Origin of the sequence: Bosea sp. PAMC 26642 (genome assembly GCF_001562255.1) — a bacterium.
In the GTDB taxonomy this organism is placed as follows: Bacteria; Pseudomonadota; Alphaproteobacteria; order Rhizobiales; family Beijerinckiaceae; genus Allobosea.
On record NZ_CP014301.1, the window covers coordinates 2152883 to 2166116 of the forward strand.

16 protein-coding genes are annotated in these 13234 nt (G+C 65.5%); 8 read left to right on the plus strand and 8 right to left on the minus strand.

Going from position 1 to position 13234, the window contains the following annotated elements:
* Positions 1-6: 6 nt before the first annotated feature.
* On the minus strand, positions 7-1443 hold the full coding sequence (locus AXW83_RS10195) for an FAD-binding oxidoreductase (protein ID WP_066612938.1): 1437 nt from the start codon (positions 1441-1443) through the stop codon (positions 7-9).
* Between the two features lie 228 nt (positions 1444-1671).
* On the opposite strand from AXW83_RS10195, the gene AXW83_RS10200 reads away from it, so the two are divergent.
* A complete protein-coding gene (locus AXW83_RS10200; protein WP_066612939.1) occupies positions 1672-2238 on the plus strand; it encodes a thioesterase family protein in 567 nt (188 codons plus the stop codon).
* 37 nt (positions 2239-2275) lie between these two features.
* On the opposite strand, the gene AXW83_RS10205 is transcribed toward AXW83_RS10200, so the two are convergent.
* The 3 genes from AXW83_RS10205 to AXW83_RS10215 all read right to left on the minus strand — a co-directional run bounded on the left by AXW83_RS10205 (position 2276) and on the right by AXW83_RS10215 (position 5064).
* Complete coding sequence (locus tag AXW83_RS10205; RefSeq protein ID WP_066612940.1) at positions 2276-3070, minus strand: potassium channel family protein; 795 nt, start codon at positions 3068-3070, stop codon at positions 2276-2278.
* Between the two features lie 78 nt (positions 3071-3148).
* On the minus strand, positions 3149-3814 hold the full coding sequence (locus AXW83_RS10210; protein ID WP_335339345.1) for a class I SAM-dependent methyltransferase: 666 nt from the start codon (positions 3812-3814) through the stop codon (positions 3149-3151).
* Complete coding sequence (locus tag AXW83_RS10215; RefSeq protein ID WP_066620271.1) at positions 3811-5064, minus strand: BtaA family protein; 1254 nt, start codon at positions 5062-5064, stop codon at positions 3811-3813. Before AXW83_RS10215 ends, AXW83_RS10210 begins: the two co-directional genes overlap by 4 nt.
* A gap of 200 nt (positions 5065-5264) precedes the next feature.
* Between AXW83_RS10215 and msrB the strand changes: the two genes are divergently transcribed.
* The 5 genes from msrB (at position 5265) to AXW83_RS10240 (ending at position 9706) form a co-directional block, all read left to right on the plus strand.
* Complete coding sequence (gene msrB, locus AXW83_RS10220; RefSeq protein WP_236841876.1) at positions 5265-5720, plus strand: peptide-methionine (R)-S-oxide reductase MsrB; 456 nt, start codon at positions 5265-5267, stop codon at positions 5718-5720.
* Entirely contained in the window at positions 5717-6352 is a 636-nt protein-coding gene (gene msrA, locus AXW83_RS10225; RefSeq protein WP_066612943.1) for a peptide-methionine (S)-S-oxide reductase MsrA, read from the plus strand. Before msrB ends, msrA begins: the two co-directional genes overlap by 4 nt.
* A 250-nt stretch (positions 6353-6602) precedes the next feature.
* Positions 6603-8978 (plus strand): ATP-dependent helicase, encoded by a 2376-nt coding sequence (locus AXW83_RS10230; protein ID WP_066612945.1) that lies wholly within the window; start codon positions 6603-6605, stop codon positions 8976-8978.
* Between the two features lie 235 nt (positions 8979-9213).
* The gene (locus AXW83_RS10235) at positions 9214-9408 is read left to right on the plus strand and encodes a type II toxin-antitoxin system HicA family toxin (RefSeq protein ID WP_066612947.1); all 195 of its coding nucleotides are present in this window, start codon (positions 9214-9216) and stop codon (positions 9406-9408) included.
* A 1-nt stretch (position 9409) separates the two neighbouring features.
* Positions 9410-9706 (plus strand): type II toxin-antitoxin system HicB family antitoxin, encoded by a 297-nt coding sequence (locus tag AXW83_RS10240; protein WP_066612951.1) that lies wholly within the window; start codon positions 9410-9412, stop codon positions 9704-9706.
* Positions 9707-9857: 151 nt separating this feature from the next.
* On the opposite strand, the gene AXW83_RS10245 is transcribed toward AXW83_RS10240, so the two are convergent.
* Positions 9858-10247, minus strand: a complete 390-nt coding sequence (locus AXW83_RS10245; RefSeq protein WP_236841941.1) for a winged helix-turn-helix transcriptional regulator — start codon at positions 10245-10247, stop codon at positions 9858-9860.
* Positions 10248-10395: 148 nt separating this feature from the next.
* On the opposite strand from AXW83_RS10245, the gene AXW83_RS10250 reads away from it, so the two are divergent.
* Complete coding sequence (locus tag AXW83_RS10250) at positions 10396-11148, plus strand: SDR family oxidoreductase (protein ID WP_066620280.1); 753 nt, start codon at positions 10396-10398, stop codon at positions 11146-11148.
* Between the two features lie 34 nt (positions 11149-11182).
* Here the strand turns inward: AXW83_RS10250 and AXW83_RS10255 are convergent, their stop codons facing one another.
* Positions 11183-11575, minus strand: a complete 393-nt coding sequence (locus AXW83_RS10255) for a VOC family protein (RefSeq protein WP_066612954.1) — start codon at positions 11573-11575, stop codon at positions 11183-11185.
* An 86-nt stretch (positions 11576-11661) separates the two neighbouring features.
* Between AXW83_RS10255 and AXW83_RS10260 the strand changes: the two genes are divergently transcribed.
* A complete protein-coding gene (locus tag AXW83_RS10260; RefSeq protein ID WP_066612957.1) occupies positions 11662-12609 on the plus strand; it encodes a 50S ribosomal protein L11 methyltransferase in 948 nt (315 codons plus the stop codon).
* Between the two features lie 165 nt (positions 12610-12774).
* On the opposite strand, the gene AXW83_RS28030 is transcribed toward AXW83_RS10260, so the two are convergent.
* Both AXW83_RS28030 and AXW83_RS10265 read right to left on the minus strand, forming a co-directional pair.
* Entirely contained in the window at positions 12775-12903 is a 129-nt protein-coding gene (locus tag AXW83_RS28030; RefSeq protein ID WP_257722116.1) for a hypothetical protein, read from the minus strand.
* Between the two features lie 65 nt (positions 12904-12968).
* On the minus strand, positions 12969-13214 hold the full coding sequence (locus AXW83_RS10265; RefSeq protein WP_066612959.1) for a hypothetical protein: 246 nt from the start codon (positions 13212-13214) through the stop codon (positions 12969-12971).
* Between the last annotated feature and the right edge of the window lie 20 nt (positions 13215-13234).

Below are 13234 nucleotides of genomic sequence, written 5' to 3' on the forward strand. Positions count from 1 at the left end.
CAAGCGTCACAGGGTGAGGATTTTGCCGGGATTGAGGATGTTCTGCGGATCGAGCGAACGCTTCAGCAGGCGCATCACCGCCAGCGCAGGCGCACCATGCTCGGCCTCGAGATATTTGATCTTCTTCTGGCCGACGCCGTGCTCGCCGGTGCAGGTTCCGCCCATGGCGAGCGCACGCTTCACAAGCCGCTCGATGAAGGCCTCGGCGCGCGCGACCTCGTCGGGGTCGGTCAGATCGACCAGCGGCTGGGTGTGAAAATTGCCGTCGCCGACATGGCCCGCGATCGGCGCGATCAGCCCGCTCGCCTCGATGTCGCGCTTGGTCTCTTCGACGCAATCGGCCAGTTGCGAGATTGGCACGCAGACGTCGGTCGCGACCGACTCCACGCCTGGCCGCAGCGCCCGCGCCGCCCAATAGGCGTCGTGCCGCGCCTGCCAGAGTTTCGAGCGATCCTCCGCCTTGGTCGCCCAGTCGAACGGCCCGCCGCCATACTCCGCCGCGATCTCGCCGAAGCGCTCCGACTGCTCCTTCACCCCCGCTTCCGTGCCGTGGAATTCGACGAACAGCATCACCGTCTCGGGCAGGCCAAGCTTGGAATGAAGGTTGACGCCGCGGATCATCACCTCGTCGAGCAGTTCGATCCGTGCCACCGGCAGGCCCGACTGGATGGTGACGATGGTCGCGTCGCAAGCCGCCTTCACGGACGGGAACGGGCAGATGCCGGCCGAGATCGCCTCGGGGATGCCGTGCAGCTTCAGCGTGATCTCGGTGATGATGCCGAGCGTGCCCTCCGAACCGATCAGCAGCCGCGTCAGATCGTAGCCGGCAGAGGTCTTGCGCGCCCGCGTCGAGGTCTTGACGATTGACCCGTCGGCCATCACGGCGGTCAGGGACAGCACATTGTCCTTCATCGTGCCGTAGCGCACCGCATTGGTGCCCGAGGCCCGCGTCGCCGCCATGCCCCCGATCGAGGCGTCGGCGCCCGGGTCGATCGGGAACATCAGGCCCTGGTCGCGCAGATGCTCGTTCAGCTCCTTGCGGGTGACGCCGGCCTCGACGACGACGTCGAGATCCTCGGCGTGCACGGCCAGGATCTGTTTCATCTGGCTCATGTCGATGCAGACGCCGCCATAGGGGGCATTCACATGGCCTTCCAGCGAAGTGCCGGTGCCGAAGGCGATTACGGGCACGCCATGACGGCCGCAAAGCGTGACGATTTCGGAGACCTCCTGCGTGCTGTGCGGAAACACCACCGCATCCGGCGGCTGGTTCGGGATCCAGGTCAGCGTATGGCCATGCTGCTGACGGACTGCCAGGCTGGTGACCAGACGATTGCCGAAGGACGCCGCCAGCGCCCGCGTGACGGCGGCAACCGCCGCGGCGGATGGCGGCAGCGTTGCAACAGGCGCGGCGGTGTCATGGTCTGCGGCGGGAAGGCTCATTGTCATCGTCCGATTTTGGCGCTTAACTTGGGTTTGGTCGAATTCGCAGCGGTCCACAGGATCACGCGACCGACCTTGGCGAAGTCGGGTGTCATCATCCTGCGCCTCGTCATAGACGGCAGGCGCGTTTCGCGCACCATAGAACACGCATTCGAAAGGCGCAGCCGCTTCGGCGACCGCGCCATCGACGGATAGGATGCCGGCCGGCGGCGGCGGCAGGAGATGGTTATGACAGACGAGATCCGCGCTCCGGCGCTGTTCTTCGCACCCTTTGTCTCGTCGATGATGCGGGTCGAACCGCAATGGATCGACTATAACGGCCATCTCAACATGGCCTATTACCATGTGCTGTTCGACCGGGCGACCGACGAGGTCTTTTCGCTGGTCGGCCTCAACCAGAGCTATGTCGATACCCGCCACGCCTCCTTCTTCGCGGCCGAATGCCACATCCTCTACAAGCGCGAGCTGACCGAGAGCGATCAGGTCCGCGTCACCGCCCAACTCATCGCCTTCGACGACAAGCGGCTGCATTATTATCTGGAAATGCGCCATGCCCATGAGGGCTGGCTCGCCGCCACCAGCGAGAACCTGTCCCTGCATGTCGATATGACAACCCGGAAGGTGACGCCCTTCCCGCCCGACATCCTGGCCAACATCGCGCTGATGAAGGCAGCCCACAGCATGATGCCGCTGCCCGCCACGATCGGACGGATCATCGGGATGCCGCGCAAGACCGCGATCACGGTCGAAGCCATGACGAGCGAGCAAGAGACCGAAACCGAGACGCGGCACTGACTGCGACAGCTTGTCGGCGTCAGCCGACTGACTCCGTTCAATCGGGATCGGGGATCTGCAGGACATGGCCGCAGGCCTTGCAATGCACGGCATCGGGCTCGTGGCGCTGCAGGGCGCAGCGCGGACACGGGAATGTCACTTTGTTCGGCCGGAAAACGGCCTGCGCCAGACGCACGAACAGTGAGATGCCGACGATCATTACCGCGATCGATGTGAGTTTGCCCGCGATACCGGGCAGGACGATGTCGCCGAACCCCGTGGTCGTCATCGTCGCGACGGTGAAATAGAAGGCGTCGACATAGCCTTCTAAGCCCGGCCGTCCGGCAAAGAAGAAGCTGTAGATGAAGCCCGTGACCACGAAGAGGAAGGTCGCGAGGTTGATCACCGCCTTGGCGGCATCTTCCCATGCGCGAAAGCGCGTCTGCCGCAGCTGCGCCCATATCGAGCCACGCTGCGACAGCGACCAAAGCCTCAGGATTCGCAAGAAGCCGAAATTGTCCAGCCAATGCGGGGCGAGCAGCGTGGCCAGAATGAACAGGTCGAGCAGCATGGTCGGCTGGCGCAGCAGCCGCAGCACGTTCGAAGAGGCGAGCATCCGGGCCGCGATCTCGACCATCAGGATGGCTGCGATCGAATAATCGATCCACAAAAAGGCCGGACGGTCCCGGATCAGCGGAGCCGCTATGAAAAAGGCGATGATCAGAACATCGATGATGGCCGCCGCCATCTGGAAGCGCAAAGCGGCCCGTGAGCGCCCGTGATAGAGCTGCCTCAGCCGGTCGCACATGCGCCCGAACCCAGCCTGCGCGTCCGTGTCTCCGGGTTGGCTCATCCTACCGGCGCTAGCATGGAGCCGATCGCATCGTCGAGTCCGGCAAGCCTGACGCGTCGGATCGATGGACGCTCGCGCTCAGGCTACGCGGCGAAGCCGCGCCAGCGCGGCATAACCGCCATAGAGTGCGTCGGTTAGAACGGCCGCCCCCCCGGAGCGCGCGACATCGTCCAGAACGGCCGCAAGCTCGCCCCGCGGCGTGACGTGGAACAGCGCGAGCCAGCGGTTCAGCACCGCCCTGAACGGCGCTGGCAACCCCCGCTGGTCGCCGAAATCCACGATATGCAATTCACCGTCCGGAGACAGTCGGCGCATCGCCTCCTCGACCACCCCGCGCCAAGGCGGGATCATCGACAGCGCATAGGAGATCACGATCCGGTCGAAGCCGGCCCGGCCAAACAACGCCTGCGGATCGAAACCGGTCGCATCCGCCTGAGCCAGGACGATACGCCCCGAGAGTCCAGCCCTTGCGACCGACTGCCGCGCCGTTGCCAGCATCGCGTCCGAAACGTCGAGTCCATGACAGGCGCGGCCCGGATAGGTCTGCGCGATCTTGATCAGGTTGCGTCCCGTGCCGCAGCCGATCTCCAGGATGCTGCCGCCCCGCGGCGGCGCCAGGCCGGCGATCAGTTCGTCTCGCCCGAGAAGATAGAACTTGCGGCTGGCATCGTAGATGTGGCGCTGATGGCGATACATCGCATCCATCAGGCCTGCAGCTTCGCCGCGAGAGGCGGCCTCGCTCACGCTGTGGCCCCCAGCACATAGAGATGAAAGGCGCCATAGATCGAGGAGCGGTCGCGCGCGCCGAGTTCGCGGCTTTTCTCCGCCTCGTAGTGCCAGCGGTTCAGGATCGCGTCCGGCACGCGGCCCGGCAGCAGGCGCTCATCGGCGGCGGTGCGGAAGATCACGCGCGCGCCCGGCTTCGCGGTTCGGGTGATCTGCGTCCACAGCGCCGTCAGATCGGCATCGTTCATCCAGTCCTGCGCATCGAGCAGCACATAGGCGTCGCAGCTCTCGGCCGGCTGCGCCGCGAGATGCGACGTGATCGCACTCTGATGATAGCCGACACGCCCCACCCGCGCCTTTACCGCCGCGAAATGCTGCGGCTGCAGATAGGGCGGCAGCGCCGCATCCGGGCTCTGCTCGTAGCCGCGCCCGAAAGCCTGCCGGGCAAAGTAGTTCGTCTTGAGATCGAAGCCGCAGGCAAGCCGCTCCAGCCGATGCCGCAGCACACCGCGAATGCCGTCGGGCCCATCCGCCGCCAAGGCCTTGTACTGCGCCGGCGGGATGCCGAGCCCGTAGAGCGAGGCGGGCTGGCGCACCAGCCAGCGCATCAGGCGACGGTCGAAGACCGGCGCGAGATGCCGGTCGAACAGCACGCGCTGCTCGGCCATGTCGCGCGCTTCGAGCATCGCGCGCGGGTCGTGCCCAAGTGCCCGGCCGAGCAGATGCCCTGCTCCGATGAAGCGGCCAAGCAGGCCATAGCGATAGAAATTCTTCGCGAAGACGTTGATCCGGCGACGTCCGTTCAGGCCGCGCCCTTCCCAGTAGCTGCGCGAGACCGGGTCGAGATGCGGCGCGATCGCCTCGTCATAGAGCGCGACATTGGCGGGCGACTGCGCCTGCCCGAAGAAGCGCAGGAACGCGGCGTGGTCGTCCACCCGCGCCAGCGCCGCGAGCTTGAGCTTGCCCAGCGCGATATGGGCGCCGTTCAGGTCGATGGCGCTGATCCGCGCCGGATCCGCGGTCAGATATGACAGGATATTGCAGGAGCCCGACGCGATGGCGACGACATGGTCGTCGGCCTTCAGCGCGAGCGCCTCCATATCGACGACCGGATCTTCCCAGATCTGCGGGTAGACCAGGCCCGAAAAGGCCAGCGTGAACATCCGCTCCAGCAGCCCGGCCCTGGAGAGAGGCTTGTTGCGGTGGACCGCCGAGGTCAATCCGAGCGTCGTATCCCGCCGCACCGTGCGCGCCGTCTGCATACTCATCAGCCCCTCGCGCGGCTCCATTGCGGTGGCGAGCCGACTAGAGGAGTCGCGTGACGGTAGGGTGACGCGCTTTGTCGGAAGTGGACCCCGACTGCCACGCGATCGTGAATATGCGAGATTTGCCAACAGCTGAATTTCGCGACGATGATCCCCATATTGCGGTCATAACCTGACATCGCTGCGAGCGGAGGAGTGACCAGATGAGCCTGATGGGTCTGTTCAGCCGGGACAAGGACGAGCCCGGCGATTTCGCGGTCACCCACACCGACGCCGAATGGCGCGAATTGCTGACGCCGGAACAGTATCGCGTGCTGCGCCAGCACGGCACCGAGCGTGCCGGCTCCTGCGCGCTGAACTACGAAAAGCGCGCGGGGACCTTCACCTGCGCCGGCTGCGACAATCCCCTGTTCACCACCGGCAAGAAATTCGAGAGCGGCACCGGCTGGCCGAGCTTCGACAAGCCGCTCGAAGGCGCCGTCGGCGTCACCGAGGACCGCAAGTTCGGCATGGTCCGCACGGAGGTTCATTGCGCCCGCTGCGGCGGCCATCTCGGCCACGTCTTTCCCGACGGCCCCCCGCCGACCGGCCTGCGCTACTGCATGAACGGCGTGGCCATGAACTTCGAACCTGCGGCCGGCACGGACGCGGCGTCGTGAGACGCCGTGCTCTTCTCGCGGCGCTCGGCTTCGTGGCGCTGGCAGCCTCGGGCACGGCCTTCGGCCAACAGGCCAAGCCGGCACCTGCCACGACGGCCACGGCGATCTTCGCCGGCGGCTGCTTCTGGTGCATGGAGCCGCCCTTCGACGCGCTGCCCGGCGTGCTCTCGACGACGTCGGGCTACACCTCCGGGACCACCACGAACCCGACCTATGCCGAGGTTTCGGCCGGAAAGACCGGCCACACCGAAGCGATGAAGATCGTCTACGACCCGACCAAGGTGACCTACGAGAAACTGCTCCACGTCTTCTGGCGCAACCACGACCCGCTGACGGCAAACGCCCAGTTCTGCGACAAGGGCAGCCAGTATCGCGCCGGCATCTATTTCGGCTCGGAGGAGGAGCGAAAGCTGGCCGAGGCCTCGAAGGCCGAGCTGGAGAAGTCCGGGCGCTTCAAGAGCCGGATCACCACCGAGATCGTGGCCCAGACGGCCTTCTACCCGGCCGAGGACTACCATCAAGACTATTACCAGAAGAACCCGATCCGCTACAAAATCTACCGCACCGGCTGCGGCCGCGACAGCCGGCTGAACCAGCTCTGGGGCAGCGAGGCCGGCGGCGCGCATTCGTAGGACTGTCTCGCGGGGCGCCGCGATCGCAAGCCCTTCGTCATTCCGGGGCTTGGCGCATCCAGGAGCCCGGAACCCATAACCACTGCGACGGTCAGACGAGGCGCTACGATCAGCGCCCCTAAAGAACAACCCTGTTCGTATGGGTTCCGGGCTTGCCCCTGCGGGTCGCCCGGAATGACGAAGGCCGCGCAATCCCCGCCCGACACCCTATATTGACGCCAGAACGAATCACGATCGAACGGCGCCGTCCTTGTCCGACCACAGCACCACATCCGCCCCCCTGCCCCGCCCCGGCGGCCTCGCCGCGCGTGCAGCCGCGGCGCCCAGCGCGGGCTATCTCGCCGGGCTCAACCCCGAGCAGCGGCTCGCCGTCGAGGCGACGGACGGACCCGTGCTGGTGCTGGCCGGCGCCGGCACCGGCAAGACCCGGGTGCTGACCACCCGCATCGCCCATCTGATCGCGACCTCAAAGGCCTGGCCCTCGCAGATCCTGTCGGTGACCTTCACCAACAAGGCCGCGCGCGAGATGAAGGAGCGCGTCGCCCATCTCGTCGGCCCGGTCGCCGAGGGCATGCCGTGGCTGGGCACCTTCCACTCGATCTCGGCCAAGATCCTGCGCCGCCACGCCGAATTGCTCGACCTGCGCAGCGACTTCACCATCCTCGACACCGACGACCAGATCCGCCTGATGAAGCAGGTCATCCAGGCCGAGGGCATCGACGAGAAGCGCTGGCCCGGCCGGATGCTGGCGGGCTTCATCGACAGCTGGAAAAACCGTGGGCTCGCGCCCAGGGATGTCCCAGCGGGCGAGGCTGCGGTTTTCGGCAACGGCAAGGGCGGCACGCTCTACGCCGCCTATCAGGACCGGCTGAAGACATTGAACGCCGTCGATTTCGGAGACCTGCTGCTGCACTGCCTGACACTGTTCCGCGACCACGCCGATGTGCTGGCGGTCTATCACGAGCGCTTCCGCTACATCCTCGTCGATGAGTATCAGGACACCAACGTCGCGCAATATCTCTGGCTGCGCCTGCTTGCCCAGGGGCGGCGCAACATCGCCTGCGTCGGCGACGACGACCAGTCGATCTATGGCTGGCGCGGCGCCGAGGTCGACAACATCCTGCGCTTCGAACACGATTTTCCGGGCGCCACCGTCGTCAGGCTGGAGCGCAACTACCGCTCGACCGGCCATATCCTCGCCACCGCCTCCAAGCTGATCGCCCGCAACGAGGGCCGGCTCGGCAAGACCCTGCGCACCGAGGATATCGACGGCGAGAAGGTCACCATCACCGGCTCCTGGGACAGCCAGGAGGAGGCGCGCCTGATCACGGACGAGATCGAGGCGATGCAGGCGAAGGGGGATGACCTCTCGCAGATCGCGGTTCTGGTGCGGATTTCCGCGCAGATGCGCGAGATCGAGGAGCGCTTCGTCCAGACCGGCGTGCCCTATCGCGTCATCGGCGGCCCGCGCTTCTACGAGCGTGCCGAAATCCGCGACGCCATGGCCTATCTGCGTTGCGTCGTCAGCCCGACCGACGATCTCGCCTTCGAGCGCATCGTCAACCAGCCCAAGCGCGGCCTGGGCGACGCCACCATCCAGATTCTGCACAACCACGCCCGCGCGACCGGCGTCTCGCTGCTGCAGTCGGCCCGGATGGTCGTCGAAAGCGACGAACTGAAGCCGAAGGCCCGCACCTCCTTGCGCGAGCTGGTCCAGGCCTTCGGCCGCTGGTCGGCCCGCGCCGAGCACATGCCGCAGGGCGAACTCGCCGAACTCGTGCTTGAGGAGAGCGGCTACACCGAGATGTGGCAGAAGGACCGCTCGGCCGACGCCGCCGGACGGCTCGAAAACCTCAAGGAACTCGTCCGATCGCTCGACGAATTCCCCGACCTGCCGGCCTTCCTCGAACACGTCTCGCTGGTGATGGACGCCGACAGTGGCGACGCCGCAAGCCGCGTCTCGATCATGACGCTGCACGGCGCCAAGGGGCTGGAATTCGATACGGTTTTCCTGCCGGGCTGGGAGGAAGGCCTCTTCCCGAGCCAGCGCGCCCTCGACGAGAGCGGCCGCGCCGGCCTCGAGGAAGAACGCCGCCTCGCCCATGTCGGCCTGACGCGGGCCCGCAAGCGGCTGAAACTCTATTTCGCCTCGAACCGCCGTATCCACGGCCTCTGGCAATCGAGCCTGCCGTCACGCTTCATCGACGAACTGCCCGAGGAGCATGTCGAGGTCGTCCAGGCGGCCTCGAACTACAGCCAGGGCGGCTACGGCGCCTCGCGCTTCGACCGCATGGAAAGCTTCGGCTCCAGCTACAACACGCCGGGCTGGCAGCGCGCGCAGGAGAACAAGGCGAAGGCGGGCGGCGGCTCGGGCTTCTCCGAAAGCGGCAGCGGCTTCGGCTCGGGCGGCTTCGGTGGCAGCCGCCAACGCGGCCCGCTCCTGATCGAAGGCGAGCTCACCGCCAAATCGACCGGCTCCTCGGCCTACGACACTGGCGCCCGCGTCTTCCACGTCAAGTTCGGGCCAGGCTCCGTCGCCAGCGTCGACGGCAACAAGCTGACGGTCGATTTCGACAAGGCGGGGCGGAAGATGGTGCTTGACTCGTTCGTACAATCGACATCTTGAACTTGCTTAATCACAATTTCCTATCGCGCAATAAAACATGATATTTCTCATATGGTTAGCGGTTAAAGGAAATTGATATAGCGAATCGTCGCAGCGATATCTTATATGGTCGATTTAAAAAACATAATCATTACAATCTGTTACGGATTTGCGGTGGACACGCCCGGTCGTTTTGAGCGCGGCAATACAAATGCATATAAATAGTTGGGTGCTTCTCCGTTGACCCGAGGCACCCATGCTCAATAGCAGCAGCCAGATCATTCGCCGCCTCGAACGCGAGGGCTGGGAATGCGTGCGTGTCGTCGGCTCGCACCACGTCTTCAAAAAGCCGGGCGTCCGTGACAATATCTCGGTGCCGCATCCGAAGAAGAAATTCGGTCCCGGCCTCGTGTTGAAAATCTACAAGCAGGCAGGCTGGCCACGCGACTGACATGACTCATTACGTCGCCATCATCGAGGACGCAGGGCCCGACTTCGCCGTCGGCGTCTGGTTTCCCGACCTCCCCGGCTGTTTCTCGGCCGGGGATACGCTCGATGAGGCTTTGGCGAATGCGCCGGAAGCCGTCGCGCTGTGGTTTGAGGATATCGAGGAGCAGGGCAGAACCGTGCCCCGCGCCCGCACTCCCAGCGAACTCAAGGCCGATCCCGATATCGCCGCCGACATGGCTAACTATGCGATTGCGTTGATTCCGGCGCCGGACATCGCACTGCAACCGGCGGCCGAATAACCCGACAACCTCCCCGCCATGCTGGACAAGCCGCGAAGCGGCGCAACTCCGGGATCCACCATAAGGCGCTGTTCCACCCTATGAGGGATCCCGAGACTTCGCTGCGCGAAGCCCAGGATGACGGTGCGGCGGTATCAACGTCCGCCGCCCCTCACCGCCCCTCTCTTGCCTTGAACGCCGCCCGCGCCGCCTCGACCTGCGCATAGTACGTCTCCGCCCAGACCCAGACCCCGCAGAACGCCGCCGTCAGTTCGCGACCGAGTTCCGTCTGCGTGTAATCGACATGTGGCGGGATCACCGGATGCACCTTGCGCGTGATCAAACCGTCGCATTCCATCTGGCGCAGCGTCTTGGTCAGCATTTTCTGGCTGATGCCGTCGATGATCCGGCCGATCTGCGTGAAGCGCAGCGTGCCCTGCTCCTCCAGCGCCTCCAGCACCAGCATGGTCCATTTGTCGGCGATCTGAGCGATCACGTCGCGCACCAGCTCTTCGACGGCCGGGCTGACCTCCGGATGCGACAGCCGGCCCTGCTCCTGCATGGCCGCGACGGCATCGCGTATCATCTGCATCTGACACTCTCCTTTTGGTGCCTATAGAACTTTCAGGTGCCTTCTTTCGTTTGGAGAGCATCGGCTCTAACTGTGGTCGGCGCAACCACGATAGGCGCAATCGCGAAAGGACATGGCGATGAACATCACAGGCAACACCATTTTGATCACCGGCGGCGGCTCCGGCATCGGCCGCGCGCTGGCCGAAGCGCTGCACGCCAAGGGCAACACAGTCATCATCGCCGGGCGCCGCGAGCGCGTGCTCGACGAGGTCACCCAAGCCAATCCGGGCATGGCGTCGATGCTGCTCGATATCCGGGACAAGGCCGACATCGCAGCCTTCGCCCGCGATGCGGTCGCGCGTTTCCCTGCGCTCAACGTCGTCATCAACAATGCCGGCATCATGAAGGATGAGGACATTCTCGACAGCGGCGACCTCGCCATCGCCGAGGAGACGGTCGAGACCAATCTGCTCGGGCCGATCCGGCTGACGGCAGCGCTGCTGCCGCATCTCCTGGCGCAGCCGCGCGCCACCGTGATGACCGTATCGTCGGGGCTCGCCTTCGTGCCGCTGGCGGTGACGCCGGCCTATAGCGCCACGAAGGCTGCGATCCATTCCTGGTCGATGTCGCTGCGCCACCAGCTCCGGGACACGTCGACGCAGGTCATCGAACTCGCGCCACCTTACGTCCAGACGGAGCTTCGCGGCCCGGAGCAGGCGGTCGATCCACTCGCCATGCCGCTCGCCGACTTCATCGCCGAGGTGATGACGATCCTCGAGACGCAACCCGATGCCGAAGAGGTCATTGTCGAGCGCTGCAAGCCGCTGCGCTTCGCCGAGCAGAACGGCAATCTGGCTGCGGTCTTCGGAATGGTGAATTCGCAGCATTGATCGCCGCGCAAGAGGTCGGTGAGCCCGCCCTCGCTCACTCCGGCCGGTGACAGCAGATGCAGACCTTGTTGCCGTCGGGGTCGCGGACATAGGCGCCGTAATAGTCGGCATGGTAGTGCGGCCTCGGTCCGGGCGGACCCTCGCAGGTCGCGCCATTGGCCAGCGCCACCGCGTGGCAGCGATCGACCTGCGCCCTGCTTTCTGCGAGCAGGGCCGTCATCTGGCCGTTCCCCACGGTGGCCGACCCGCCATCGAAGGGGCGCGTCAGGAAGAACAGCGGTCTGGCGGCATCCTTCGGCTGCCAGGCGGCCGCGCCGCTGTCTGGCTCGCTGAAGCGCAACGGGTGGCCAAGCACGTCGAACACGGCTGCGTAGAGGGCCTGTGCCCTGTCGAAATCGTTCGTCCCCACGCAAATATGCGAAAACATCGTCGCGTCCCCAGCCGGCTTTCCGGCCAGCTTAGCGACCAAGACCGGCGATGACATCCCCCGGTCACCCTGCTATTGCGCTGCCCATGCGCGAAGGCCTCCTCCCCTCCACGGTCGCGACCGTCCTCGAACTCTCGACCTCGGGCGAGAAGGCGCGCGCGCTGACCGAGCTTCTGGGCGAGGTCTTCGACCCTACGGAAACCGCGATCTCGGCCTTCGAGATCGAGAGCGGCGTCACGACGCTGTCGCTCAACGCGCCCTGGAAGGTCGAGATCTATTTCGCTGTTCATCCCGACGAGGAGGCCGTGCGCGACATGCTGCGGCCGATCATCGGGGACGTCATCGACACGACGCCCTTCACGACGGTGAACCAGCAGGACTGGGTCGCCGCCAGCCTGGACGGGCTGAAACCCGTGCGCGCCGGCCGCGTCCTCGTCCATGGCGAGCATGATCGCGATGCCGTGCGGGTCAACGATGTCGCGATCGAAATCCCTGCCGCGCTCGCCTTCGGCACGGGCCATCACGGTACCACGGCCGGCTGCCTGCTCGCGCTGAATGCCGAACTGAAGCAACGCCGGCCCCGCCACGCCATCGATGTCGGCACCGGCACGGGCATTCTGGCGCTGGCATTGGCGAAGCAGATCAAGCGCAAGGTCGTCGCCGGCGATATCGATCTGGTGGCAGTCGAGGTCGCGGCGCACAACGCCCGCATCAACCATGCGCCCCAGGGCCTCGATCTCTACGTCGCCCCGGGCCTGCGCCATGCCAAGGCGAACCGGCCGCGCCATTTCGACCTCGTCTTCGCCAACATCCTGGCCGGGCCACTGAAGCGCCTCGCGCCCTCGATCGCCCGCGCCTTGTCGGACGACGGCACGGTCATCCTGTCGGGCCTGCTGGCGATGGATGTCGCCGGCGTCGTCTCGACCTACCGGCATCAAGGTCTCTATCTCGCCCGCCAGTCGCTACGCGAAGGCTGGGCGACGCTGGTCATGAAAAAAGGCGGCGCGGCCCCAAGACCACGCCACCTTCGATAGAAACGCACTCGATACCCGCTCGCAAAGCTAGGGAGCGGCGATTCTCCGCCAGGCTGAGTCGCATGGCGCTATGGTCGAGAACCGGAGCGGAGCGGACTGATGTCCGTGAGCACCGGAAGCGCAGGCCATGGCGTCAGGGGGCCGGCCTCGCGGAGAAGCGCAGGGTCAGAAGCCGATATGGCCGTGCTTGGCTTCGGCTTCCGCCTGCAGGGCGCGGGCTTCGTGCCAGACGGCGGCGGTGAACTTGGCTGTTTCGGCAACCCACTCGAAGCTGTGCTTGATGATCGCGATCATGATGATGGTCCATGGTTCTGTCGCACCGCCGGAGGCGGCCGCGACGAGGAAGCGGGGAAGAACACTCAGCGGTTGAACGGCAGTTCGGCGTCGTTTTTCAGCGCGACCTGCGGAAAGCCGCCGAGCACGATCTCAGCCTCGTTGATGAGGTAGGAACGGGCACGCAGCTCGCGGATCGCGGAACGGCGGCGGCTTTCGACCATCGCAGCGAAGAGACGCTGCCAGACGGTGGGGCCGGTCGAAGCGGTGGTCGCGGCCTGCTCGGCGTTGGAGGCCAGCAGTGAGGCGGTTGGGTTCAGCACATAGGTCATAAGGGTCTCTCCTCTTTCAA